Annotated in this window: 15 protein-coding genes; 2 read left to right on the forward strand and 13 right to left on the reverse strand. The window is 70.0% G+C overall.

Going from position 1 to position 25,653, the window contains the following annotated elements:
• From ACWEIJ_RS45555 to ACWEIJ_RS45565, 3 genes are all read right to left on the reverse strand, one after another.
• Positions 1-3,338 (reverse strand): amino acid adenylation domain-containing protein (locus tag ACWEIJ_RS45555; RefSeq protein ID WP_449843543.1); only part of this gene is annotated, 3,338 nt, incomplete at its 3' end.
• Between the two features lie 61 nt (positions 3,339-3,399).
• The gene (locus ACWEIJ_RS45560) at positions 3,400-4,431 is read right to left on the reverse strand and encodes a streptomycin biosynthesis protein (RefSeq protein WP_449843544.1); all 1,032 of its coding nucleotides are present in this window, start codon (positions 4,429-4,431) and stop codon (positions 3,400-3,402) included.
• 724 nt (positions 4,432-5,155) lie between these two features.
• The gene (locus ACWEIJ_RS45565) at positions 5,156-8,065 is read right to left on the reverse strand and encodes an AfsR/SARP family transcriptional regulator (RefSeq protein WP_449843545.1); all 2,910 of its coding nucleotides are present in this window, start codon (positions 8,063-8,065) and stop codon (positions 5,156-5,158) included.
• 276 nt (positions 8,066-8,341) lie between these two features.
• Between ACWEIJ_RS45565 and ACWEIJ_RS45570 the strand changes: the two genes are divergently transcribed.
• Together ACWEIJ_RS45570 and ACWEIJ_RS45575 are read left to right on the forward strand one after the other, a co-directional pair.
• A complete protein-coding gene (locus ACWEIJ_RS45570; protein ID WP_449843546.1) occupies positions 8,342-8,890 on the forward strand; it encodes a hypothetical protein in 549 nt (182 codons plus the stop codon).
• Positions 8,891-9,118: 228 nt separating this feature from the next.
• Positions 9,119-9,763 (forward strand): hypothetical protein, encoded by a 645-nt coding sequence (locus tag ACWEIJ_RS45575; protein ID WP_449843547.1) that lies wholly within the window; start codon positions 9,119-9,121, stop codon positions 9,761-9,763.
• A 47-nt stretch (positions 9,764-9,810) separates the two neighbouring features.
• Here the strand turns inward: ACWEIJ_RS45575 and ACWEIJ_RS45580 are convergent, their stop codons facing one another.
• The 10 genes from ACWEIJ_RS45580 to ACWEIJ_RS45625 all read right to left on the reverse strand — a co-directional run bounded on the left by ACWEIJ_RS45580 (position 9,811) and on the right by ACWEIJ_RS45625 (position 25,562).
• Positions 9,811-11,109 (reverse strand): helix-turn-helix domain-containing protein, encoded by a 1,299-nt coding sequence (locus tag ACWEIJ_RS45580; protein WP_449843548.1) that lies wholly within the window; start codon positions 11,107-11,109, stop codon positions 9,811-9,813.
• A gap of 303 nt (positions 11,110-11,412) precedes the next feature.
• On the reverse strand, positions 11,413-11,775 hold the full coding sequence (locus ACWEIJ_RS45585; protein ID WP_449843549.1) for a type VII secretion protein EccB: 363 nt from the start codon (positions 11,773-11,775) through the stop codon (positions 11,413-11,415).
• 320 nt (positions 11,776-12,095) lie between these two features.
• Positions 12,096-13,292, reverse strand: a complete 1,197-nt coding sequence (locus ACWEIJ_RS45590) for a pyridoxal-phosphate dependent enzyme (RefSeq protein ID WP_449843550.1) — start codon at positions 13,290-13,292, stop codon at positions 12,096-12,098.
• A 16-nt stretch (positions 13,293-13,308) separates the two neighbouring features.
• Positions 13,309-14,295 carry a 2,3-diaminopropionate biosynthesis protein SbnA gene (gene sbnA / locus ACWEIJ_RS45595; RefSeq protein ID WP_449843551.1) on the reverse strand — a complete coding sequence of 329 codons (987 nt, stop codon included), beginning with the start codon at positions 14,293-14,295 and terminating at the stop codon, positions 13,309-13,311.
• 39 nt (positions 14,296-14,334) lie between these two features.
• The gene (sbnB, locus tag ACWEIJ_RS45600; protein WP_449843552.1) at positions 14,335-15,384 is read right to left on the reverse strand and encodes a 2,3-diaminopropionate biosynthesis protein SbnB; all 1,050 of its coding nucleotides are present in this window, start codon (positions 15,382-15,384) and stop codon (positions 14,335-14,337) included.
• A gap of 32 nt (positions 15,385-15,416) precedes the next feature.
• Positions 15,417-16,421: a TauD/TfdA family dioxygenase gene (locus ACWEIJ_RS45605; protein ID WP_449843553.1), complete on the reverse strand. Its 1,005-nt coding sequence runs from the start codon at positions 16,419-16,421 to the stop codon at positions 15,417-15,419.
• A 12-nt stretch (positions 16,422-16,433) separates the two neighbouring features.
• Positions 16,434-18,956, reverse strand: coding sequence for a non-ribosomal peptide synthetase (locus ACWEIJ_RS45610; RefSeq protein WP_449843554.1), 2,523 nt, complete (start codon positions 18,954-18,956; stop codon positions 16,434-16,436).
• 44 nt (positions 18,957-19,000) lie between these two features.
• Positions 19,001-21,493 carry a Pls/PosA family non-ribosomal peptide synthetase gene (locus tag ACWEIJ_RS45615; protein ID WP_449843555.1) on the reverse strand — a complete coding sequence of 831 codons (2,493 nt, stop codon included), beginning with the start codon at positions 21,491-21,493 and terminating at the stop codon, positions 19,001-19,003.
• A gap of 1,342 nt (positions 21,494-22,835) precedes the next feature.
• On the reverse strand, positions 22,836-23,708 hold the full coding sequence (locus ACWEIJ_RS45620) for an aminoglycoside phosphotransferase (RefSeq protein ID WP_449843556.1): 873 nt from the start codon (positions 23,706-23,708) through the stop codon (positions 22,836-22,838).
• A 138-nt stretch (positions 23,709-23,846) separates the two neighbouring features.
• Positions 23,847-25,562, reverse strand: coding sequence for a BTAD domain-containing putative transcriptional regulator (locus tag ACWEIJ_RS45625; protein WP_449843557.1), 1,716 nt, complete (start codon positions 25,560-25,562; stop codon positions 23,847-23,849).
• Positions 25,563-25,653 lie beyond the last annotated feature (91 nt).

Raw genomic sequence — 25,653 nt, forward strand, 5'->3', positions numbered from 1 at the left:
ACCGCGTCCGGAGACCGCGCCACCACCCCCTCGAACAACTCGTGCACACAACCCGACGGCATCACAACCTCCGTCGAATTCCACTCCGCTAAAAGACGCCGCTCCTCCGCCGAAACCAGACTCAGTCCCGACAAAACCGCGTCCGCATCACCCACCACCTCCCGCAGCAAACCCACGAAATGCCGGGTCAACCGCTCCACCGTCACCGCGTCGAACAGATCCGTGCTGTACCGGAGCGCGCCGACGAGCCGATCGCCGTCCTCCCGCAGCAGCAGCTCGAGGTCGCAGTGGACGGTTCCGGTGCCGCCGGTCGAGTCGAAGGCGGCCAGCCCGCCGGGTCCGGTGCTCCGCGCGGTCAGGTCGCCCCAGTCCAGCGCCGGATCGCCGAGGTTTCCGGGCAGCAGCCAGAACAGCGTCTGGACCAGCGGATTGCGGCTCAGGTCACGGGCCGGCCCGAACTCGTCCACCAGCCGTTCGAACGGCACGTCCTGATGGTCGTACGCGTCCAGCGTGGCCGCACGGACCCGCCGCAGGAGGTCGGCGAAGCTCAGATCCCCGGTGGCGTCGACGCGAAGGACCAGCGTGTTGACGAACAGTCCGATCAGGTCGTCGGTCTGCGCCGTGTTCCGGCCGGCAACCGGAGAACCGACCGCGATGTCGTCCTGGCCGCTGTAGCGCGACAGCAGGGCCACGAAGGCCGTCAGCAGGGTCATGAACTGCGTCGCGGAGTGCTGGTTGCCCAGCGCGCGGAGCTTGCCGGTGAGGTCGGGCGGTATGACGAACGAGTGGACCGCACCCCGGTACGTCGGTAGCGCCGGTCGCGGCCGGTCGGCCGGCAGGTCCAGGGCGTGCGGCAGATCGGAGAGGTGCTGCCGCCAGTACCCGAGCTGTTCCTCCAGTTCCGGACCGGACAGGCGCTCCTGCTGGGTGATCGCGAAGTCGGCGTACTGGATCGGCAGATCCGGCAGCGGCGACGGCACCCCGTCGGCGTAGGCCCGGTACAGGGCGCAGAGCTCGCGGACGAGCACCCGCAGCGACCAGCCGTCCGCGACGATGTGGTGCATCGTCAGCAGGAGAACGTGCTCGCGCGCGCTGAGTGCCACCAGCCGTGCCCGCACGAGCCGGTCCGCGCTGAGGTCGAACGGCGCGGCGGCCAGCTCGGCCGCTTCCTGGCGGACCCGCGCCCACCGGTGCGGTGCGGGCAGTTCCGTCAGGTCCGCAACGGTCAGGTCCATCGCGTACGGCGGATCGATGCGCTGGGTCGGGACACCCTGTTGAGAGCCGAAGCTGGTCCGCAGCACCTCGTGCCGGCGCACGATTTCGGTCAGCGCCCGGCCCAGGGCGTCGACCCGCAGGTTCCCGTGGAGCCACAGCTCGAACGACACGGTGTAGAACGGGTTGTCCGGCACCAGCTGGTGCAGGAACCAGAGCCGCTGCTGCGCGTGTGACAGCGGTGGCTGACCTCGGCGGGGCTCCGGTAGCGGCGGTTCGCCCGGCACGGAGGAGGTCGCCGCCGCGGCGTCCGCGACCGCAGCCAGGTCCGCCAACGTCGCCGCGTCGAACACCGTCCGCAGCGGCAGATCCACGCCGAGCTCGTCCTGCAGCCGCCAGAGCACCTGCATGGCCAGCAGGGAGTGCCCGCCCAGCTCGACGAAACCGTCATGCACGCCGACGTTCCGCACGCCCAGGAGGTCGCGCCAGATGTCGGCGAGGATCCGCTCGGTCTCGGTCCGGGGCGCGACGTAGCCGGCGTGATCGAGGACGGCGGGTGCGGGCTTCGGCAGCGCCTGGCGGTCGATCTTCCCGTTCGGGGTCAACGGCAGCGCGTCGAGCGGCACCATCGCCGCCGGCACCATGTAGTCGGGCAGCGACTGCCGCAGGTGTGCGCGCAGCTGCGGCCACAGGTCGGCCGCGGCCCCGGCGGTCGGCACGACGTAGGCGAGCAAGCGGGTCTCCCCGCTGACCACGTCCGGCGCCACGACCGCGTGGCGCACCGCCGGGTGCCGTCCCAACGCCTCCTCGATCTCGCCGATCTCGATCCGGAAACCGCGCACCTTCACCTGGTTGTCGCTGCGCCCCAAGAAGTCCAGCAGCCCATCGGAGAGCCGGCGGGCGAGGTCTCCGGTGCGATACATCCGGAGGCCCTCGCCGTCGGCGAACGGGTCGGGCAGGAACCGGGCGGCCGTCAGCCCTGGGCGATCGTGGTAACCCCGCGCCACCCCGAGGCCGCCGATGTACAGCTCTCCCACCTCGTCGACCGGCACCGGCCGAAGCTCGTCGTCGAGCACGTAGATCTGCGTGTGGGCGATCGGCGGTCCGATCCGGACCGGGGCCGGCCTGGGCTGGACGACGCCGGCCGCGGACCACACGGTGGTCTCGGTCGGCCCGTACAGGTTCCACAACGTCGCGCCGGGGGAGAGCAGCTCGTCGGCCAGATCCGGCGGCAGCGCCTCGCCACCGCAGAGGCGCAACCGCAGGCCCGGCGGCACTCCACCGGCGCCGACGAGCATTCGCCACGTCGCCGGAGTCGCCTGCATCGCCGTGGCCCCGGTCTCCACGAGGAGCTGCCGCAGTTCCCAGGGGTCGGCGGCCTGCGCCCGGTCGGCGATGACGAGTCGTGCGCCGCAGAACAACGGCAGCAGGAGCTCGAGGATCGCGATGTCGAACGACAGCGTCGTGACCGCGACGAGCGTGTCGTCCCGGCCCAGGCCCGCCGTGTCGCGGAAGGACCGGATCAGGTTGGCCAGTGACCGGTGTGTGACCTGCACACCCTTGGGACGGCCCGTGGATCCGGAGGTGAAGATGACGTAGGCGAGATCGTCGGGGTGCACGGCCACCGGCCGAAGCTGGGGCACCGCCTCGGCCGGATCGGCCAGATCCAGGCAGACGATCGCCACGTCGGCGCCGGCGATCCCGGTGACCAGGGGCAGCAGCGCCGGCTCGGTCACGATCACCCGCACACCCGAGTCGGCCACCATCATGCGCAGGCGCTCCGGCGGGAATCCCGGGTCCAACGGCACGTACGCGCCGCCGGCCCGCCAGACACCCAGGATGCTCGCGATCATCTCGGCGGAGCGGTTCACACAGATGCCGGCCAGGTCGTTCGGACCGACGCCGTGCAGGCCGATCAGCGTCGCCAGCCGGCTCGCCCGTTCCGCCAGGTCTGCTGTCCGAACCTGCGCGCCGCCGGACACGACCGGGTGGCCGTTGCCGGCCAGCGCGGCGGCCAGCGGTCCCACCAGGCAGTCGGCGGATGACCGCCCGGCGGGATCGCTGAACGACCGGGCACCGTCCGATCCCGCGGTCGCCTCGGACGGCCGGTGCTGTGCGGATGTCATCGAATTCTCCTGGGGAAGTCGCAGGATCTCGTGCTCCGGGCGCCGCAGAACGGCCTGCCGCTCAGCCGCAGTCCGCGGTCCTCCGGTCGATCTCGTCCGCCACCTCGGCCCAGACCTGTGCGCAGTGCCGGGCGATCTTCACGACCAGGATCGCGCTGTGTGGTGAGACGCCGTCGATCGCCTGACTGCCCTCACCGGCAGTGACAATCCGTGAGCCGAGCCATCGCAGGAGTGCCCGGCCGGACTCCGAATACCGCAGCGACGGGTCACGGCCGAGCCCCGCCAGCACGGCACGGACGTCCACCGGTTCGGCAGCCGGCGTGGCCGGGGCGGACGTTTGCCGGAGCTCCCGCTGGCCGTTGCGCAGCCGCTGCGGCACCGGGTCCTGCCCGGCCCGGACGCGGTCGCGCACGTCCCGAGCGGTACCCACCGAGATGCCGGCCTCCCTGGCGATCTCGCGCAGCGACGATTCCGGCCGCGCGGCGATCACCTGGCTGGCCAGCTGTCGTCCCGCGGCAGCGCTCAGCGGCCTGACCCGACCGTCCCGGCCGATGCGCACGGGCGACTCCTGCACCGCCACCCGTGCGCGGATGGCGGCAACCGTCTTCGCGGCGAGACCGGAGGTGGCGGCGATCGCCCGGTCCGACAAGTGGGGATGTGAGCGAACGATCCGCCCGGCCGCCGCCTGCCGGTCGGCCAGGCTCAACGGCAGTCCGTGCGTCACGTTGGCTTCGACGGCGAGGGCGAAGCTGTCCTCCTCGCTGCCGTGGAAGTACTGCACGTCGATCCACTCGCGCCCGTTGATCCTGGCCGCGGTCAGGCGGTGCATGCCGTCGATCACGGACATCGTCTGGCGGTGGACCAGGATGGGCGGGAGGCCGGCGCCGACCTCAGCGAGAGCGCGTGCGTGGTCGGGGTCCACTCCGTTCAGCCGCGGTGAGTCGGCGACGCGGAGAGCGTCGACCGGCACCGCGACGCGGGGCGCGGCTCGCCACTCCTCGAGATTCGTGACGGACGCCGTTCGAGCATCCGGGAAGTCCAAAGCTTCTTCTGCGATCAGGGCGTTGACGTCGACAGTGCTGTGCTCCGGCATAGAACCCCCAGTTCCAACCGATCCAAACAAAAGCATTCAGCGAAACAATCAGTGGCCGAATGGCGGCGCATGCAATCCCGGTCGGGCCCCCTCGGTGGACACGAGTATGCAGACGCAACGGTTTCACGTTAATGACAGGCGGAATTGAGCTTCGACGAAGCCGGGCTTGTCGAAGCGCTTCACTTTCTCGACCGTACGGCCGTTCGTCCGAACCTGTCAACCCGTAATCACGGCTCGGGCGTCGAATGCGCCAGGTCGAATTCGTTCGACAAGTTCGGTGTGGCGGGACACCGGTGCTGACGCCCGGCGACGCATCGTCTACCTGCGAGAACTACCGCTGGAGGTGCGCCAGGACTGGGCGATTTCAGGGTGCTGCCCTGGGCGAATCTCAGAAGTTTCCAACGTTGCTCGGTGGCGTGGGACGTCGGTATTACACTGCGCGGCGGGTGGTTGCAGCGCGTTATAGCCCGGTTGACACTCGGTTGTTGCCATGGGTAGCCTCGCTGTTGAACTTTGTTCGACGGAGATCACGGAAGCAGCGGCGCTGTACACCTTCCAGAAATCGCTTCCGTGCGGTGCCGGTACTGGGGGCATGCGCCAGCTCGTCGTGGGGGCCGATTTCCGGTAGCCGATTCGTTGAGGCGCCACCTGCGCCACAAACCGTCACCGCACCCGCTGCTTGATCCATGTCGGTGCGGCAGCGGATGTGGCGGCCGGGCAGGTGTCAGTCCCGGAAGCCAATCGATGTGGTGTCCTGGTCACCGCATCGTGCGATGCCGGCGGTGGCACGAGATTGCTCGTCCTGGTCGCCGGTTTCGCCGGCGATCGCCAGCGCCTCTCGATAGGCGGCGGGTGCGCCGGGGCGGCCGGCGGCGTGCAGGGCGTCGGCGAGCCCGTTGAGCGTGTTGGCCTCGCCGTAGCGATGGCCGATCACCCGGAAGATCGCCAGCGCCTCCTCAAGCACCCTGACGGCTTCATCGAGGCGGTGCGTGCGGACGTAGACCTGACCGAGGTTGGACAGGGTCGCGGCCTGCCCGTAGCGGTGGCCCAGGTCTTTGAAGTGGGCGAGTGCCTCGTGCAGGTGCGCCGTGGCGGCGGCGTGCCGGCCCAGGTGCATGTCCGTCTCGCCCAGGTTGCACAACGCGCTCGCCTCACCGGCGCGGTCACCGAGCTCGCGGAACAGGACCTGCCCCGAGGTCAGCGCCTCGGCGGCCGCGGTGTAGTCGCCCGTCTGGCTCTGCACGTTGGCGAGATTGGTCAGCACGGCGGCCGTGCCGTGCCGGTCGTCCAGTTCGCGGTACCGCGAGAGGGCCTCTCGCAGGTGTCCGATGGCGGCGTCGGTGTCCCCGAGCCGGTCCTCGACGATCCCCAGGTGCGACAGCGCGCGTGCCTCGCCGTGCCGGTCGGCTCCGCCGCGGTGCAGACGCAGCGCGTGACGCAGCCGAGCCGCCGCCGGACCGTAGCGGCCGAGCAACCGGTGCGCCGCGCCGAGGTTGGTCAACGCCCGTGCCTCGCCGTCCCGGTCGCCGAGCTGCCGGGCCGCGCGCAAACCGTTGGTGTGCACGACGAGCGCTTCCGCGTGGTAACCGGCTTCGAGGTAGCGGTACAGCGTCTCGGCCAGGCGCATCGCGTGTTCCGGCCGCCCGTTCCCGGCGGCGAACGCGCAGAGGTCGGTCAGGTTGGACCGTTCGGCATCGAGCCAGGCGCGCATCCCGGCCGGGTCGGCGTCCGGTGGCGGCACGCCGGTGGCTGATCGCCCGCCGGGGTAGACGACGTCCATCGCCGCGGAGGTGGACGTCAGGTAGTGGCCCAGCAGCCGGTCGAGCGCGGCGGACCGCTCGTCCGGCCGGTCCCGCTCGGCCAGTTCGGCGGCGTAGGCGCGGAGCAGGTCGTGCATGCTGTAGCGCCCGGTCCGGCTGCGATCGACCAGGTGTGCCCGGACGAGGACGTCGAGCAGCCGGCCCGCGGTGTCCGGGTCGAGGTCACCGAGCGCGACGGCGCACGCCGCGTCGAAGTCCCGGCCGGGGTGCCCGCTCAGACGGCGGAACAGCCGTGCGGCCTCAGCGGGAAGGTGCTTGTAGGACCAGGAAAGCACCTCACGCACGGCCGCCCGATCATCACCGCCGCCGTCGAGCAGCCGCAGCCGCCGTTGCCGGTCGCCGAGTTCCCGCACCAGTTCGGCCAGCGCGACCCCCGGCCGGGCGGCGACGAGTTCCGCGGCGACCCGCAGCGGAAGTGGCAGAAACGCGCACTGTTCGGCGAGCTCGGCAACCGCGGCCGACTCGGCGTGCACCCGTGCGCCGATCAACGCGTGCAGCAACGCGACGGCGTCCTCCGGCGGCAGGGGCTTGAGGTCCAGCCGCCGCGCGCCGTGCACCGCGACCAGGCTCGCGAGGCTGTCCCGGCTGGTCACCACGACGACGCACGACGGCGTGCCGGGCAGCAGCAGGCGCACCTGCTCGACCGCCGATGCGTTGTCCAGCACGATGAGCAGCTGCCGATCGGCGACCTCGGTCCGGTACCGGGCGGCTCGGGCGTCCACGTCGACCGGGACGTCGGAGCCGACGACACCCAGCGACTCCAGGAACCTGCTCAGCACGTCGGCGGTGGACACGGGCTGGCCGGCTTCGCAGCCGCGCAGGTTCACGTACAACTGCCCGTCGGGAAACACGGCACGCAGCCGGTGTCCCCAACGCACGGCCAGGGCGGTCTTTCCGACGCCGGCCGTGCCGCACACCGCGATGACGGCCGTCGCCGTCGGCTCGCGCTCGGCGAGCAGCCCGTCGAGAACGGCCAGTTCCGTTGTGCGGCCGACGAAACCGGGCGCGTTCGCGGGCAGTTGAGCCGGCACCGGGCCGGCGCGGTGGGACTTGTCGCTCGCCGGTTGTTCGACGAGCAACGCCGCGTGCGCGTCGATCAGTTCGGCTCCCGGCCCGATCGCCAGTTCGTCCCGCAGCGCCCGCCGAGCACTGTCGTACACGGCGAACGCGTCGGCCCGCCGCCCGGCCGCCGCGTAGGCGCGGACGAGAAGCGCCTGCGCGGCCTCGTCCAACGGGTGGTCGGCGGTGTGCTCGACAAGCGGCGGCAGCAGTTCGGCCGCCCGGCCCAGCCCGATCATGGTCTCGGCGTAGGCGAGCAGCGCGTTGCGCCGTTCGCCAAGCAGGGCAACGACTTTGGCGTGGCCGGTGAGACCTGGTTGGTCGGCGAACGGCCGCCCGTGCCACAGCCCGAGTGCCTCGCCCAGCAGCCTGGCGATCTCCTCGGTGACATCCGTCTTCCGCGCGGCCGACACCAGGTCGCGGAACCGGTCCGCGTCCACCCCGTCGGCCGGGATGCGCAACGCGTAGCCGTCGCCGACGATGGGAATGCTGGTGCTGCGCGCGTAGCGGTGCCGCTCGGGGTCGAACAACCGCCGCAGATGCTTGACGTGGGTCTGGATCACGTTGGTGGCACTGGGCGGCGGCCGTTCGCCCCACAGCGCGTCGACCAGGTCCGTCCGCGGCACCACCCGGCCACCGGACAGAGCGAGCAGTCCGAGCACCGCCCGCCTGCCCGCCGGACCGAGATCGAGTTCCTGGCCGTCACGCCAGGCCCGAACCGGACCGAGAACCTGGACGCGCAACCCCACCTCCATGTCAGGACCATGCTGGCACGGTCCGTTCGACCGCGGCAACGGCCGGAATTCGTTGGCGTGCAGGGGAATCCAGTCCGCGTTCAATCTTCGTCCAGTCGTGCGGGTGAGCCTGGCTCGGCACCAGAAGGCGGAGTTGACGGACCGGGTCCGGTCACCGCGAGGGCCGCGAAGGCGTTGCCAGCCGTACCAGGTCGTCGATTCCCGTTGCTACGAGCGATAGGCACCTGCAACTTCCGTCTCACCTGCCCAGGCCGGATCCCGGAGGAGACAGATGTGATGAAAACTGGACTGAAAGCAGTGCTGAGCACCCTGGCGCTGGTGGCGGCCGCGCTGTGGGCGCCGGCGGCGGCTGCCGCACCCGCTGCGCGGGCGGCGGGGGAGAACCCGCTCCAGTACCTGACCGTCGAGAAGACGGTCACCGCCCATCGCCAGGCGGACGTCAACGCGGCCGCCGGCCCGGCGACGATCTCGTGCACCCTGTACGCCACGTTCCCGCTGATCATCTCGCCTGGACAGAAGTTCGGCCCGTACAACAACATCTTCTACACCTCGGTCGGCGGCGCAGCGTGGATAACGTGCACCGCGGCGGTCGCTCAGCTCAGCCTGGTCGCGATAGTCGACTGGGACGGCGTGCCCGTGACCGGCCTGCCGGTTCAGGTCGGCGGCACCAACCAGGTGGTCGCCTACGCGATCGACGTGTGCACCTCCGGCGACTGGTCGGTCGGTGCCAGCGGCATGGTCGCGTGGCCGCCCGGGTACGGCCCGCCCAGCCCGTTGTCCGGCATGCTTCCGCCCATTTACATCGACCCAGAACACTGTGCCTGAACAACCTTGGTCGGCGGGCCCGCGCAACCTCCAGGATGCGCGGGCCCGCCGTGTGCGCGAATCAGTCCGACACCGCCGATCACCGCCACTGACACGAGCCGCGCGATGCCGTCCTGGAATGTCCGGGAATGTCCCACTGAGGCGGAATCGGGGGTGCCGCGCTGATGCACTCGGTCCCGTCGCGGCCGACCGGGCCGCTGACCCAGGCGGCAACCATGGGAGTGGTTCATGAGCAGGAGAAAGCTGACGGCGCTGGCGTGCGCGCTGCTGGCGGCGGGCACGATGGCCGTGTCGGGTGCCGGGGCGGCGAGCGCCTCACCTGTCGGGGTCCAGGGCCTGCCGACGTTCTTCGGGGTGAAGACGCTCGACGAGGGCGGCAACGGGCAGTGCACCAACGCGCCCAACGGCATGTGGGCCGTCAACCCGGGCCCGACCAACCCGGTCCGGCTGGACACCGACAACCGGCCGGGCGGCTGCCTGCTCTCGTTCGGCATCGGTGACATCGACGGAAGCCTGGCGGGACTCGACATCACCTACCAGCTGCTGCCCAGCTACGACAGCCAGGCCGGCCAGTGCGGGACCAACTGGGGCGTGAACCACATCCCGATCGGCCCGTCCTTCTCCTTCGGCCCGGACGTCCGGGTGGACACCGACAACCGGCCCGGCTGGTGTGAGCTCACCTTCGCCTCGTCCGGCCGCAACGACGTCGTGCTCGGAGTGCTGTTCACGGCCGAGAACGACACCGGCCAGTGCGTCAACACCGGGAGCAACGACTGGCAGTCGGTGCCGCCCGGTGGGCGGTTGACCCTCAACATCGACACTGACCACCGCCCCGGCGGCTGCGGCCTGCAGTTGCGCCTCACGAAGTACTGACGAACCACCCGGGGTGGGACGCGGATCCGCGTCCCACCCCGTTCGAGTCAGTCGGTGAGCTCGGTCGCGTAGGCCCGCAGCAGGCGATGCATCCGGTAGTGGCCCAACGAGGTCTCGACCAGGTGGGCTCGCACGAGCGTGTTCACCAGCCGGCTCACCCTCTCGGCCGCCGTGCCCGCCAGCTTCGCGAGACCGGCCAGGTCGCCGCCGGAATGCCTGCCCAGCAACCGGAACATGGCCGCCGCCTCGGGATCGCCGAGGGCAAGACGCCGGTAGGACCAGGAGAACACCGCCCGCACACCGGTTCTGGGATCGCCACCGGCCTCCAGCCAGTCCAGGCCGGTGGCCTGTCCTTCGGTGATCTCGGCCAGCGAGGCGTCCGGGTGTGCCGCCTCCGCGGCGACCCGCAGTGCCAGCGGCAGACGCCCGCAGCGGTCCACCAGCGCCGCGGCCGCCGGTGGGTCCGCTGTCACGCGTTCCGTGCCGAGCAGGATCTCCAGCAGCACGAGCGCATCGGGCATCGGCAGCAGGCCGAGGCAGATCCGGTGCGCGCCGTCCCTCGCCACGAGGCCGGCCAGGTCGTCGCGACTGGTCACGAGGACCACGCACGAACCGGTGCCCGGCAGCAACGGCCTGACCTGTTCGGCGCACAGGGCGTTGTCCAGCACGACGAGCAGCCGCCGCCCGGCGAGCCGCGACCGGTAGCGGGCGGCCCTGACCGCGGGATCGGACGGGACGTCGTCGCCCAGGCAGCCGAGCAGCGTGCCGAGCGCCTCCGCCGCCTCCAGCGGCCGGTCCGGGGCGTAGCCGCGCAGATCCACGTACAGGCAGCCGTCCGGGAACTGCTCGCGCACCCGGTGGGCCCACCGGACCGCCAGCGCGGTCTTGCCCACTCCCGGCGGGCCGGACACCGCGAGGATCGGCAGCCCGGAGCCGGTCTCGCCGAGCGGCGCGGTGGCGAGCAGGCGGTCCAGCTCGGCCAGTTCGGCGGTGCGCCCGGCGAAACCGCGGATGGTGGCGGGCAGGGCGTTCGGGATCGAGGCGGTGGCGGGTGATCGTTCACCGGCCCGCACCCGGTACCAGGCCTCGTTCCAGTTGCGTTGCTCCGCCGGGCTGGCACCGAGGGCGATGACCATCCGGTCGAGCACCTCCGAGGGGGCGAGCGTCTGTCCCGTGACGTACCGGTGCAACGTCGAGCGCGGCACCCGGACGAGCCGTGTCAGGTCCTCCAGGCTGACCTTGGGCTTGCGCGTTCCGGCGGCGGCGCGTGCCCGCAGCAGGTCCAGTTCCCTTGCCAGCTCGGCAAGTTCGTACACGCGACCGGGGTTCGGGCCGAATTCCCTCATGAGCACTGGATGATCGACTGTTCGCGTACACGGGCACGTATACGTCTCAATGTACGTCTCAAATACCTCACCCCGATCGGGCGCGTACGAAGTTCGTTCGGCTCCGTGGGCTTCCCTGCGGTCCGGGCCGGGTGAGCCGCACATCGCAGGCGCGGCTGAAACCGGTCAGCACATGGGGATCGCGGCCGAGCTGCGTCAGCTCACGGGTCAGCACGAGCTGACCACACAGGCGATGGAGCTCCGGCACGAGCTGCCCGGCGATCATCGCAGATCCTGACCGCGCCAGGCCGACGCGTCCAGGGACTACTGGAGTTTGGCTGTGCTGGTGGGGCTCGCATCGGCTTTCCCCGGCGGATGAGGTGTGGCCGCTGTCGCCGGATCGAGCGCGTTGCCCGAGGGCAGCAGGTCCAGCACGGGCGTCGGTTGCACTCCCGCGTAGCCGAGCTGGTCGGCCACCGGGGACGACGGCAGCGGGGACTTCGCGCCCAGGTCGGTGATGAGGAACAGGGTGCCGGTGGGCACTCCCGGCGCGGCCAGGCCCGCGGCGAGCAGGCCGTTGCCCGGTGCCACGCTGACCACGTCACCGGTCCCTTCCGGCAGCCGGTTGGTGTCGGCGAGCACGATTCTGACCGCCGGTCCCTGCGGCGAGCCGAAGGTGAGGTGCACGCACGGTGCCTTGGCGCCCAGTCCGCCGGTGTCCAGGGCTTCCGGTACGGCGGTCGGAAGGCCTTGCGGTGTGGGGGGTGGCGAGTGCGGGCTGCACGGCGGTCGACGTGCCGGCGGAGAGCGGGAGGGCGGCGACCGGCTGTCCCGGATAGGCCGCCGCGGTGGCGGGGTCGCCGATCAGCAGCGCCGCGGTGGTCGGGGAGGCCGGGGCCAGCCCGGCCTGTTGCAGCACGAAGAAGCTGGTCTTGGTCGAAAGATTAATCACCCGCGGAATTCTGGTGATCGCAGTTCTGGTACCCCGCGCGTTCGCGCAGCGGCGATCAGCGGCTCTCGGATGCAGACTCCGAAGTCGTCCGCCGTTGGTGCGACAGTGCGCGCTCGACATCCTTGAGCGACTCGGCGACGGTCACCCGGCTTGAGGCGAATGTGGCGTCTCCTGCTTTCACTTCCCGGCCGGTGACCAGGAGAGCGAAGGTCTCCGACCGATCCGCCAGTCCCAGCTCGACCGCGGCTTCCAGCCCGGCCAGGGCTGCCGCGCCGGCGGGCTCGGCGCCCACGCCGGCCCGCTCCGCCAGGGTGGCGACCGCGCTCAGCAGCGCGTCGTCGGTGACCGCGACCATTCCACCGCCGGTCCGGCGCACCACGTCCAGCACGGCGTCGCCGATGGCCGGGCGCGCCACCGCGATTCCGTCGGCGACGGTGGCGGCGGGATCCAGCTCCGCCGGCCCGGGGTCCTCGCCGAGCCAGGCCCGGACCAGCGGCTGGCAGCGCTCGGCCTGCACACCGACCAGGCGTGGTTGCCCGGTGGTGAGACCACAGCTGACGAGTTCGGCGAAACCCTTCTCGAGCGCGACGAGCGTCGGACCGTCGCCGACCGGGACGATCACCACGTCCGGGAGCCGTCGGCCGAGTTGTTCCCACACCTCGAACGCCACGGTCTTCTTCGCCTCGATGGTGACCGGATTGACGCCGGTGTTGCGGTCGAGCCAGCCGAACGTGCGAGCGGCGGCCCGGGAGAGGTCGACGGCGGCCGCGTAGCCCTCGCGCACCTGGAAGACCCAGGCCCCCGCCTGCGTCATGAGCGCGAGCTTCTCCGGCGAGCAGTCGGCGGACACGAAGATGACGGCCCGCATCCCGGCCGCCGCGGCGCCGAAGGCGGTGGACACGGCCGCATTGCCGGTGGACGCGGTCGTGATCGTCCTCAGCCCGCGCCGCAGCCCGCCTTCGATCACGAGCGCGGTTGCGCGGTCCTTGTTGGACGCAGTCGGGTTGCGGGTCTCGTCCTTCACCCACAGGCGCGGCGTTCCCAGCGCACGCCTCAGCGCGGGCACGTGCAGCAGCGGCGTGCCGCCGATCGGGGCCGGGTACCGCACCGGGCCGTCGGGGATCGGCAGCAACTCCCGGTAACGCCACATGGTGAACGGAACCGGCCGGCCCTCCTGCATCCGATCAGGTCCGTAGTCGTACTGCAGCCGCTCACAGCCGGCGAGGTCGACCGACCCTGTCACGCTGCCCACGTCTGTCTCCCCTGACTCAGGCTGACCGGGAGCCCGCGGTCAGCTCGCCGGAGCTGAGCACGTCTTCGCCGTAGACGCCCTGCAACCAGTTGATCTGGTAAATGGTGTCGAGATAGCGCTCGCCGAGGTCTGGAGCGATCGCGACCGCCGTGAGGTCGCGCGCGTCGTGCTCGGCCAGCCAGCCCATCGCGCCACTGACCACCGTGCCGGTCGATCCGCCGAACAGGAATCCGCTCCTGGCCAGCCGGTGGCAGGCGCGGACGGTGTCCGCCTCGGCGACGTGCACCACCTCGTCCACATAGGACTCGTCCAGCAGCGGCGGGCGGACGCTCGTGCCCAGACCGGGAATCATCCGGGGAGCGGGCACACCACCGAAGGTCACCGAGCCGACGCTGTCGACCGCGACCACCCGCACCCGGCGGTGCCAGTGCCAGAAGTAGCGTGCGCAGCCCATCAGGGTTCCGGTGGTTCCCGCCCCGACGAACAGCACGTCCAGTCGCGGGAACGAGGCCGCGATCGCCGGCGCCGTCCGGTGGTAGTGCGCCTTCCAGTTGCTCGGGTTGGCGTACTGGTTCAGCCACACGTACCGGTCGTCGGAAGCGCACAGCGCGCGGACGTAGGCGATCCGCGCGCCGAGGAAACCGTCTTGGGCGTGCGGCTCGACGATGATGTGCACCTGGCTCCCGAAGGCCTCCATCTGTCGTCTGGTCGACAGGTTGCAGCGGGAGTCGGTGACGCAGATGAGGCGGTAGCCCTTGCTCGCCGCGATCATGCTGAGTGCCACACCCAGGTTCCCGGACGACGACTCGACCATGATCGACCCCGGCCGCAGGACACCGTTCTGTTCCGCGGCCGCCACCATTTCCGCCGCGGCCTTCAGCTTGATCGAGCCGGCGAAGTTGAAGCCCTCGCACTTCAGGTAGAGCGACCGCCCGAAGATCGGCCAGAGGTCGACGTAGAGATCTTCGGCGTTGAAGTCCTGTGGAACGGAGATGACAGGCACCACTGCCCCCTTTCTGTTGTGCGGCAGTGACTCGGCCACTTACCCGTACCGGCGCAGCTCGTGGAAGAAGCCGTCGACGACGTCGAGCTCGCCGGAGCGGACCACCTCGTCGTAGACGTACGTGCCCACTGCGAGGTCGAGCACTCCCAGGCCGAACGGTGAGAACACCACCGGCCGGCCGGCCGGCACGCTCAGTCGTCCGGCCATCACGTCGGCCAGCGTGCCGTGCACGAAGTCGCGGCCGCCGGTGAGCTGTTCGGCCAGATGCGGTGAGGTGTCGGCCTTCAGACAGTGCTCGACGTCGTCGACGACGTTGGTCGAGGCGAGCACGATCTCCGGCGTGAGATCACGCAGAGACACGTGCAGCACCAACGGATTGTGCGCGAACCACGACACGTCCCCGATATGCGGTTGCCCGGCGACGGTGGCGAAGACGACGAGGTCGCTGGAGCGGATCAGCTGCTCGGGGCCGGCGTGCACGGTGATCGAACCGGTGAGGCCTGAGCGCTCCAGGTAGTCGCGGAAACCGGAGGCGCTGTCGGCACTCAGGTCGTGGACCCCGATTTCGTCGAACGACCAGCCGGTGCTCGCCAGGAACGTGTGGATGTAGCGGGCGATGAGGCCTGCTCCGAAGAACCCGACACGCATCGGTCGCGGCCGGCCTCTGGACAGCCAGTCGGCCGCCGACGCTGCCAGCGCGGCCGTCCTCGTGGCGCTGATGATCGAGCTTTCCAAGCAGGCGAACGGGTAACCGGTGCCGGGGTCGTTGAGGATCAGCACGGCAGAAGCCCTCGGAAGGCCGGCCGCCACGTTCTCCGGAAAGCTGGAGATCCACTTCAGACCGGCCACCCGCACCTGCCCGCCGATCGCGGCGGGCAGCGCGATGATCCGGGCCGACGGGCGATCCGGGAAACGCAGGAAGCAGGACGGCGGGTTGACCGAATCGCCTGCGCAGTGCCGGCGATACGCGGCCTCGACCACCTCCACGATCCGGTTCTCGCGCCCGCGCAGTGCGCGCTGCACCTGCGCACCGGAGATCACCGCGAACGACGGCACGGTTGTCGATGACGTGGGACTCAGTTCAGGCATGGCGGACCTCGTTGCGGCGGAACGGATCGTGTTCACCCGACGACCACCTGGATCGTCGGTGCGCAGTCGAACGCGGAGACGGTGTCGGCCAGTGCGACGAGCACTTCACGCGGCCCGTCGAAGGGGTCTCTGCCGTGCGCGGTGCGGATGTTGTCGACGAGCATCAGGTCTCCGGCCTGCCACGGCTCGCGTGCGGTGTTGTCCTCGTAGACCCGGTTGATCAGCTGGACGACGTCCTCGCCGATGGGGTCGCCGTTGCCGAAGGCGGTGTTGAACGGCAGTGCGTCGGGGCCGTAGAGCTCCAGCAGGTACTCGCGCACCTCGGGTGCCAACGTCCATTCGTTGAGGAACGCGATCTGGTTGAACCAGCAGCGCCGGCCGCTGTCCGGGTGGCGGAGCACGGCGCTGCGGCGTTGCGTGGTGCGCAGCCGGCGGCCGGGGCGCCATTCGAACTCGATCGCGCTGGCGCGGCAGTAGTGCTCGACGGCACGGCGGTTCTCGGTACCGAACGCTTCCGCCAGGGACGCCCCGATCTCGTCGTTGTAGTTGCGGGTGAGCAGCCAGCCCTCCCGCTCGAACCGCTCGGTCAACTCCGCCGGCAGCGCGTCGAGGACGGCAGGTGAATCGGCGAGCACGGTCGCGCCGCCCCTCGTGGGCGCCTGGAGGCACGCGAACAGCATCAGGCCGGGGAACTCGAGCCGGTAACTCAGTTCGTGGTGCAGGCACATCTGCTGGGTGGCGGGCCACTTCGACGTCGAGTACACACCGCCGGTGTAGGTCCGCCGGGACGCGAAGGCCTCCTTCTCGACCATCAGCCAGGTGGCCAGCCGCTCGAACACCGCACGGACTTCGTCGGCGTTGCGCAGCCCGAGCCCGCGGACCAGGACCGCACCGTGCTGGGCGACGACGGCTCGCAGCGCCTCGGAGTGCTCGGCCGCCCAGCCCGGCGCGTCGCCGGTGGCCTCGATCGTGAGCGTCGGCGGTTTGCCGGGCCACAACTCCACGTCGGGCAGCGATGCCGGGAACGGGGGTGACATCTCGGTGTCCTTTCAGTTGCCGCTGGAAGTGCGAGCCGGTGACTCGGCGGCGTCCTGCCCGGACGCGCGGTCGAGCAGCCGAGCCAGGTCGGCGAGGACCGGGTGACGGGTGACGTCGGTGACGGACACCGCGCGTTCCAGGGTGATGGCCAGCGTCACGGCCGACAGCGACGTGCCGCCCCGGTCGAAGAAGTGGTCCCACCGGTCGATCTGGTCCCCGGGAATGCCGAGGACGCCTGCCCACGCGGCTGCCAGCCGCCGCTCGGCCGGCGTGCTCGGTGGCTGGAAGCCGTCCTCGACGAAACCGAGTTCCGCGGCGAGCGCTGTCAGCTTCGTCCTGTCGATCTTGCCGTTGGCGGTCAACGGTAAGCTTTCCAGCCAGCGGAACGCTGACGGGACCATGTACTCGGGCAGTGACTCGCTCAGCCGGTCCCGCAGAACGGCGGCATCGACCGGCCGCACACCCGAGTAGAAGGCCACGAGGCGCCTGCTCCGGTCGGCGTCGCCGGTGACCACGACGGCTCCGTCCCGGAGACCGGGCACCCGCAGCAGGGCGTTCTCGATCTCACCGATCTCGACCCGGAAGCCCCTGATCTTGACCTGGTCGTCCCGGCGGCCGAGGAACTCCAGCCTGCCGTCCGGCCGCCAGCGGCCGTAGTCCCCGGTCCGGCAGAGCCGTTGGCCTGGGCGGTGCGGATCGTCTGTGAAGACCAGACGAGTGCGTTCGGGGTCGTTGATGTACCCGCGGCCGACGCAGATCCCGGAGAAGGCGATCACGCCGGGGGCGCCCAGCGGCACCGGCGACAGGTTCTCGTCGAGAACGTAGACGGTCACGTTGTCGATGGGGCGCCCGAGCGGGACCCGGTCGCCGTCCGGGGGCCGGCTCATGATCTCGTGCACGGCGTCGTCGGACGTCTCGGTGAGCCCGTACGTGTTGACCAGTTTGATCGCGGGCTGGGCCGCGAACCAGCGCTGCACGATCTCCTTCTTCAGCAGGTCGCCGGTGGGTGACACGGTGTGCAGGTGTGGTAGATCGCGAGGGTTGCGCTCCAAATAGGACAGCAGAGCGTCGAGATAGGACGGTACGAGCTGGAGCACGCCGCAACGGTTGTCGACGACGGTGTCGACGAGCCGCTCGACGTCCAGGATCACCTCCTGCTCGACCAGCAGGGTCCGCCCGCCGACCAGCAGCGCGGCGACCAGCTGCCACACCGAGATGTCGAAGCACTGGGGTCCGGTCTGGGGGATCACCTCGCCCTCGCGGATCTCCAGGTCGGCGATCTTGGCCAGGATGTGGTTGAGCATGCCCGCGTGCTCGCACATCACACCCTTGGGTTCACCGGTGGAGCCGGAGGTGAACAGAACGTAGGCGAGCTGGTCCGGAGCGACGTGGACGCCGAGGTTCCCGTCGGCGTGGTCTTCGGCGTAGGCCGCGTCCACGAAGAGCTTCCGGACCGCGGGCCGCGCGTCGAGGGCCTGATCGAGCGTGGTGGCACTGCCGCTTTCGGTCAGCACGAGCGTGCATTCGGCGCGTGCCAGAGCGGTCGCGATGCGACTGGCCGGGAAGTGCGGCTCCAGCGGCAGGTACGCGCCACCGGCCTTGAAGATCGCGAGGACGGCGGCCATCCAGTCCAGGTTGCGTTCCATCACCACCGCGACAACGCCTTCATGGCGCAGGCCGCGTGCCAGGAGAGCTCGTCCCAACCGGTTGGCGCGCGCGTTGAGCTCCCGGTAGGTCCATTCCCGGCCGCGGTGCACGGCCGCGACCGCGTCCGGATGTGTCTCCACCCGCTGTTCGAAGAGTTCGTGCATCCGGTGTTCCGGCAGCTCCCGGCGAGCGCCGGCGAGCTGGTCGAGCTGGAAGCGAAGTTCCTCGCCCGGCAGCAGGCTCAGCTTGCCGTGCTCGGCATCCGGGTCGGCCGCGATCAGCGTGATCGCGGTGCGGTGGTAGCCGCCGATCCGGCCGGCGTGGCGCGCGTCGATCGCGCAGGTGCGAAACCGCAGCCGCAGCACGAGTTGGTCACCGCGCCAGGAGATTCCCAGCGACAGCACGGTGTTCTCGGTCAGCACCGGGTCGCCGCCGGTACCCGTCAGATCGGCGGCGGTCTCGAACAGCGGTTCGGCCAGGCCCAGCTCGCGCCGCAGGTCGTCGACCGGGAAGTCCTTGTGCGCCAGCAGTTCCGACTCGGCGCGGTGGGCGTGTGAGATCAGGTGCCGCCACGAATCAGGTTCGGTGGTCAACCGGCACGGCAACGGCAGCCCGCCCGCCACGGCCACGTAGCCGGTCACGACTTCGCGCTCGCCGGTCAGCGCGGCCAGCACTTTGGCGTGCGCCGCCAGCAGTACGGAGCTGAACGTCACCTTCAGCTCGCCCGCCAGCCGCCGCACTGTCGCGAGGTCGTCACCGCGGATCAGCACCTCGTGCTCGGCGACCGTCGCCACCCGGTCGAGAGTCCACCGCGGAATCTCGGTGAACCCGCCGCCGATGAGCTTCTCCCGCCAGAAGTCCCGGCTCGCGTGCGCTGGTGTTCCCACAGAGCTCTCCTCCCCGTTTCGCCCGCTGGTCCGCGACGTGCCGATCATCGAGCGGCGGACCTGACCACAACCGCTCCGGCGCCGCCGTCCTGCATCTCCCTGGCCGGGTTGCCGCCCCACTGTGCGCGCGGCGGCATTTCCTCGCCCTTCATCAGGAAGGAGTCGGGTGCCAGCACCGCGCCGTCGCCCATCGTCACGCCGTAGTGGACGAGGGCCCCGACTCCGACGGTGCAGCCGGATCCGATCGTGATCCGGTCGGCCTTGAGGGCGAAGTCCTCCAGCGAATGGCACTGGATCGAGCTTCCCGCGTTGAGGGTGCAGTCGTCGCCGATCGTCACCATGTCCTTCTCCGCCAGGGTGCAGCCGTCGTCGAAGAGCCTCCGGCCGAGCCGGACACCCAGGAGCCGCCAGGCCACACCCTTGAGCGGGGTGCCGTTGAGGACGTTGTGCATGTGCCCGGTGAGCTTGAGGAAGCGCTCGCGCCGCCAGCAGTCGGGCTCGTAGAGCGAGCAGGAGGTCGGCCGGGTGCCCCGGAATGCCGTGGCAGCACGTTCGACCAGGGCGAAGTGGACGACACCGAACAGCAGAGACGAGACGGAGAACAACGCGATCGCCATCGCTCCCCACGAGGCGTGCAGATCCGTCGCCCAGAAACCGAGCATGGTGAGCCCGAACGCGTAGCACCACCGTGACAGCAGGAACCATCCGATGGTGCGGGCGTTGTGCTTGTTCTTGGCAGCCAGCCGGGCCGGATGCTCGTCGCCTGTCGCCATGTGGTGGAACCTGCTGTCCCGCTCGACCGTGCGCGGGATCTCGAAGCTGGGTGAGCCCAGCAGCCCGACGCCCTGCCGGACCTTCCCGTCGATCGGGACGAGGACCTTCGTCGCGAGCAGGCAGTTGTCGCCGGTCCTGCCCTGAGAGGGGTAGACGATGTCGTTGCCGAGAAAGTTCCGCGGCCCGATCGACGTCCGCGTCACCCGGAAAGAAGTGCTGGAGAAGTCGGCGTTGGCGATCGACAGTCCATCGGCGATCACCGTTCCGCTGCCGACGGAGACGAGGTACGGGGTGTCGTGCTTCACCTTCTTGCCGAAGTTCGCGCCGGTCTGCACGACCGGAGCCAGCCGATACCCCAGGCCGCGCAGATATCCCACGACGTAGGAGCTGTCACCGAGCAGCCCGACGAAGAACGTCCTGTTGGTCAGGCGCGTGATCGCCCGTTGAGCGGCGTACTGGATCCCGTACAGGGGATGGACCTCGTCCGGCTCGACGAGACGGCTGAGCACCCGCGGGACGGTCATCACGACGATCAACCCGACCAGCGCGGAGCCGAAGAACAGGCCGAGTGAGGTCACCAGTGCGGTGCCGTAGAAGGACCAGCTCGTGAAGGCCGCGGTCTCGGGTCCGGCCAACGCGGTGACCGGTGCGAGCTCGGCGAGCAACACGTCGGCGCCGCCGTAGGCCAGAGGAATGTAGACCAGCAGCAGACTCGCCAGGTGCAGGACGGTGTAGACGGCCCTTCTGCCGGTGCCGCAGCGGGCCGGTCCGATGCCCAGGTAGTCCGCCGCGCCCGGCTGGGCAGGGGACCCGTGCCAGCGCTCGTGGTCGGGCACGGCCTGACCCGCGTGCAGCGACGAGGTGTGGCCGAGCTGGGCACCGTCGCCGAGCGAGGTCTCGATGTCGAGCACGGACTTCTCGCCGACGAACGCGTCCCGCCCGAGGGTGACCGTGCCGGTCTCGATCCAACCGGCGCGGGCTCGGTAGCAGGTGAGAAACGCGTCCTTGCGGACGACCGTGCCGTCGCCGATGGTGAGCAGATCGGTGCACACAGGTGCGTGCCGGGAGAAGACCACGACGCCGCGCCCGATCTTCGCCCCGAGTGCCCTCAGGTAGAGCACGTAGAGCGGCGAACCGGCGAACAGAACCAGTGGGCTCAGCGTGACGAGCGTCTTGACCATCCAGAAGCGCACGTAGGAGAGGCTCCAGATCCGGATCCGCTGCGGCCGCCACCGCCCGATCAGCAGCCACTTCGCCAGTACCGGGAGGGCGAACACGCCGAGCAGTCCCGCGCCGCCGGCCAGCACCGTGTGCAGGTAGACGTCGAGCGGGGTCGCCCCGGCGACCACCCACTCGATGCCCAGCTCGACGGCGAACGCGGCGAGGCTCGCGTATCCGAGGAGGATCAGGACCTGCAGGATTCCGCAGACGACGTACTGGGTCGTGCCGACCGGCGGAGCCGTCTGGACGGGCGCCGCGACCTGGTCGACGCAGGTGCGGCCCCGCGGCGCGAGTGCGCCGGTGAGGCTCGTGATCGTCGGGTGCTGATATGTATCCTTGATGGAAATTGACGGCAGATTCGGTCGCTTCCTCACCCTTGCGCAGAATTGGGCCATCACCATCGAGTCGGCGCCGAGGTCGTCGAAGAAGTGGCTGTCCGCCGTGACCTGTTCGACGCGCAGGACGTCGGCCAGTATCTCGGTGAGGGCCTGCTCGATGCCCGGCGCGCCGGCGTCGTCGAGGGTTCCGCGGTTCACCAACATCTCGTGCCTCCTTCAAGCGGTTCGCCAGGAATTGGCCGGGCGACCGGCGGGCGCGTTGACAGCCGACTTCGAATTTCCTTTCGGGGATAACTGTCACGTTACAAGCGGCTGCGCGGTGAGGGAGGGGCCACGATGCCTTGTGTGCAACATTTGTTCCAGGCACAACCGAAGCGTCTGTCGATTGCTGCGCAGTACCAGAATCGATTCCGCCTCAATCCCGCCTTGCGCTGTGCGGCAAGAAAGAGCTGGTCAGGATCACCTTGGGGCTGTTGTACCGATTCTCGATGTATTCGAAGATCACGTGTGAACTGGCTTTCGCGGGCCGCGTGTGCCGGTGCCGCCGTCCGGCCTCGACGGTGACGATGTCTCATCGTTGTGTCCACTATTCGGACAGCAAGGCCATGGCCCGACGGAATGCGTTCGAGCCGCCACGGCTTTCGGTGTGACGGCTGCTGATCGGGCGATTTGCACCACTGGACGACGGCAGATGCATGGGCGAAGGAGTCGCGGGAGACCTGGCTGACTCCGAAACGCTCGACGGGGTTTCGGCGTTGCGCGTCCCACCTTGTGAACTTCGACTTCGACTTCGCCGAGTTGATGCTGTTCGTGATCGCGGCGCGCCGCACGAATCCGGGCACACCGCGTCGCGGTCGACCTTCGTCTCTCGTGCAACACGGTTCCCGGTCGCATGCGGACCACTGCCGCGCACGGCCGGCGTGCCGACGGCGGGAAAGGAGCTCACCTGTTGCGGGCAGCAGACGAGGCGGTCGCGATCGTGTCAACGCCTCAGCGGCCGGGTGGCTGTGGCGGCCCGTGCGGACCAAGTGTGGCGAGTGCTCGGGCACTGCCCAAGGGGCCAATCGAGATGCCGCGGAGGTGCGCCTGGCGGCCATTGCGGCCAGATCGAGAACGCTCCGCGCGGCACCGGAACAGCTGGACCGCAGTAGTCGCGGCACTACGACAGACCGACCGGGTGAACACTGATCGCCCCCGGCAAACCATCCACATGGGAGCGGCAGACCGCCGAAACGCCTGGCAGGCTCTGGAACTGGCAAGGCGGATCGGAGTTCGGGACGTCCGCTGTACCCGCTGAAGCACTCGCGGCGGTGCCAGCCCTGGCGATGATCCGCTTGACGATCTGGGTCTTGGGTCTCTTCCTCCTGCGCGGCTTCATCACCGACGACGCCAGGGTGGTTGAGGTCGCCCCGCGGGGTGAAACACCGGCGATCTGACGTGCAGGCGCGTCCTTCCAGCTGACCAGCGGCGCAGATGCCGGGACCGGATTCTGGAGGAGGCCTCGGGGAGACGCCGTGGCCACTCGAAGAAACCGTCTGACGTCAGCCTAGAAGGTCTCGACGAACTTCCTCAGTGGTGTGGCGAGGTCGGGGTGGTCGCCCTTGTCGATGCGGTGCAGCAGCCGGGCCGCGGCGTAGAGCTGGGCGAGCCGTCCGGCGTCGCTGTTGAGCACGTCGGCGAAGGTGTCGCGGACGCGTTCTGCGGTGTCCGGTGCAAGCAGGCTGTGGCACAGCAGTGTGGCCGCGTCGGTCCCGGCCGGGCCGCGTCCCCACAGTTCCCAGTCCAGCAGGACGAAGTCCGGTGCCATCAGGTTCGCCCAGTGCAGGTCGCCGTGCACGGTTTCCCACTGGCGGACCACAGGGTTCACCGAGTTGCCGAAGTGTTGCTGGATCCTCCCGGTGATCAGACCCTGGTCGGCGTTGACCCGGTCGGTCGGCGTCGCCGCGACCACCTCCATCGTGCTGCGCAGGTCCGTCCACCAGCGGTCGGGAAGGTCGATCGCGTGGCGCAAGGCGTCGGTGGGGGAGCACGGTGAGCCTGGGGCCAGGGTCGTCAGCTCGGCTCGTTGCCGCCGCCATTCCTCCCACTCGTAGACGTCGAGGACCTGCGGCTTGGACAGGGTGGTGAACACGTTGGCATCGAGGTCGCCGGTCCAGAAGTCGCCATCGGTCCACTGCTCGTCCTCGGACACCACCCGAAGCCAGAGCCGCCGGCCGGCTGCGTGTACGGGGGCGCTGATCGACCTGTCCAGCCGGCCGAGCCGGGCCTTGCCGGCAATGGTGAGACCGAAGTGGTCCGCGGCGTGGCGGAGGTTGTCGTGCATCCACTGCCGGAACCGCGCCTCGGCTTCGCTGAGATCGACGCTGGACGTTCGGTCGTCGCGGTGGAGCACGGGTGGGTGGTCGAGCTGTCCGGACACGGGATCCTCTCGCCTTGGCGCGCACCGCGCACACTGTGCGGTTTCCTTGGTACCGCTTGGAAAACCTCCAAGCGAGAAGCCGAAGGGCTGACGACCCGAACAGGGGAAGTGGTGAACTATCGGGCTGGCCCAGTACGTTCACCGGCCTTGTCGTGGCTGCCGCGGCACGGGTGCGACTGCCGTGACGACGAACGCCTCGTCCAGCACTCCGAAACCTGTCTGATCTGGGTAGCGGTCGTGCTGATGGTGCGCCGGCTCGACCGGCACCCGGTCAGGCCCGCGAGCACCCCTGGTCGCATGAGGCCCGAGAACCTGGGGGCCAGCCAGACCTACCGGGTGCACATCCGCGCCGCGATGACCCGGCGACATCACTTCGTGGTTTCGGCGGACGGGGCCGGTTCGTCGCCACCGTGGTGGGCGTCGAGTTGCCGCCGCACCCGCTCGGCGTCGTCGTCGCGGCCTTGTTCCCGGGTAGCCCCCGCACAACGCGACCAGCTCGTCCACGGCGCCGGGCTCGGCGGCGACGCGGCCGGCGCCGAGGCGTGCGACCAGCAGGGCATTGGCCTCGCCGGGCGTCAGCACGTCGACTTGCAGGTGGTGAGCGCTGTGCCGGTCGATCAAGGAGGCGAGCGTGGTACGGCTGGTGACCAGTACGGTGCAGGCCGGGCTGCCCGGTAGCAGCGGGACGACCTGCTCGGCCGTGGCGGCGTTGTCCAGCACCACGAGCATCCGTTTCCCGGCGAGCAGGCTGCGGTACAGCGCGGCTTTGGTGTCCAAGTCGATGGGCATGCGGTCGGGGGTGATGCCCAATGCGGTGAGGAACTCGAACAGTGCGGCCTCGGACGTGACGGGCTGTTCGGTGGGGCTGAATCCGCGCAGGTCGGTGAACAGCTGCCCGTCGGGGAACCGCTCGGCGTGCTGGTGCGCCCAGGCCAACGCCAGCCAGGTCTTGCCGATCCCGCCCGCACCGCCAATCGCGGAGATCACCACGGTGGCGGCGGTTCGCGTCTCCGATCCGGTCCAGGACGACAACGCTCCCTTCTCCGGCTCGGCGGTCAGCGCCTGGTCCAGGCGGGCCAGTTCGGTGCTGCGGCCGGTGAACCACCGTGGCGGCGCGGGCAACTGCCGAGGCGCTGGTGCCCCCGCCGTCGCCACGGTCTCGCCGCTGACGGTGAGGACGGGGTCGGCGTCGAGGATGCGCTGGTGCAGGTTCTGCAATGCGATACCGGGGTCCGTGCCCAGCTCCTCGATCAAGCGGTCCCGCACGTGCCGATAGTGAGCCAGGGCGTCCGCGGTGCGCCCCGCACGGTGCAGCGCCACTATGAACTGGGCGGCCACCCGTTCGTCCAGCGGATGTTGCGTGGTCCGGGCCGACAGCTGCGCCACCAGCTCCTCACCCCGGCCCTCACGCAGCAGCACATCGGTCAGGTCCTGCTCAGCAGTCCACCGCTCCTGCCGCCACCGGTCGCGTTCGCCGTCCACCCACTCCCCGCGCACACCCGTCAGCGATTCCCCGCGCCACAACGCCAACGCCTCGGTCAGCTGCGCCACCCGGGTCGTGTCGTCCTCCGCCCGGCGGGCGCGGGCGCAGAGAGCACGAAACCGCAGTAGATCCACCACCTGATCCACCTGATCCACCACCAGCAAGTCGCCGTCGGAGCGGTGCACGACGACCAGGGCACCGGCGAAAGCCTTGCGCAGTCGGGAGATGTAACTGTGCAGCGGTGCGCGCGCCCGCCGGGGTGTGTCCGCACCCCACACCCGCTCGACCAGCCGATCCGCCGGCACCAGCCGACCGGCGTCCACCGCCAGCGCAGCCAGCACACACCGCTGCCGAGCATGCCCGAGATCCACTGGGGTTGCCCCGTTTTGACGGACAAGGTCGATGAGGTGTTGTCACGCTACCTGATCGACTGGTTGGTATCGGGTGGCTTCGTAGGTGGCG

The organism is Lentzea sp. NPDC004789, from assembly GCF_053601075.1.

Bases quoted from the DNA above. Each gene is read 5' to 3' on its own strand.
- ACWEIJ_RS45560 (WP_449843544.1), bottom strand. From the start codon at position 4,431: ATGCCGGAGCACAGCACTGTCGACGTCAACGCCCTGATCGCAGAAGAA.
- ACWEIJ_RS45565 (WP_449843545.1), bottom strand. From the start codon at position 8,065: ATGGAGGTGGGGTTGCGCGTCCAGGTTCTCGGTCCGGTTCGGGCCTGG.
- ACWEIJ_RS45570 (WP_449843546.1), top strand. From the start codon at position 8,342: ATGAAAACTGGACTGAAAGCAGTGCTGAGCACCCTGGCGCTGGTGGCG.
- ACWEIJ_RS45575 (WP_449843547.1), top strand. From the start codon at position 9,119: ATGAGCAGGAGAAAGCTGACGGCGCTGGCGTGCGCGCTGCTGGCGGCG.
- ACWEIJ_RS45580 (WP_449843548.1), bottom strand. From the start codon at position 11,109: ATGAGGGAATTCGGCCCGAACCCCGGTCGCGTGTACGAACTTGCCGAG.
- sbnB (WP_449843552.1), bottom strand. From the start codon at position 15,384: ATGCCTGAACTGAGTCCCACGTCATCGACAACCGTGCCGTCGTTCGCG.
- ACWEIJ_RS45605 (WP_449843553.1), bottom strand. From the start codon at position 16,421: ATGTCACCCCCGTTCCCGGCATCGCTGCCCGACGTGGAGTTGTGGCCC.
- ACWEIJ_RS45615 (WP_449843555.1), bottom strand. From the start codon at position 21,493: ATGTTGGTGAACCGCGGAACCCTCGACGACGCCGGCGCGCCGGGCATC.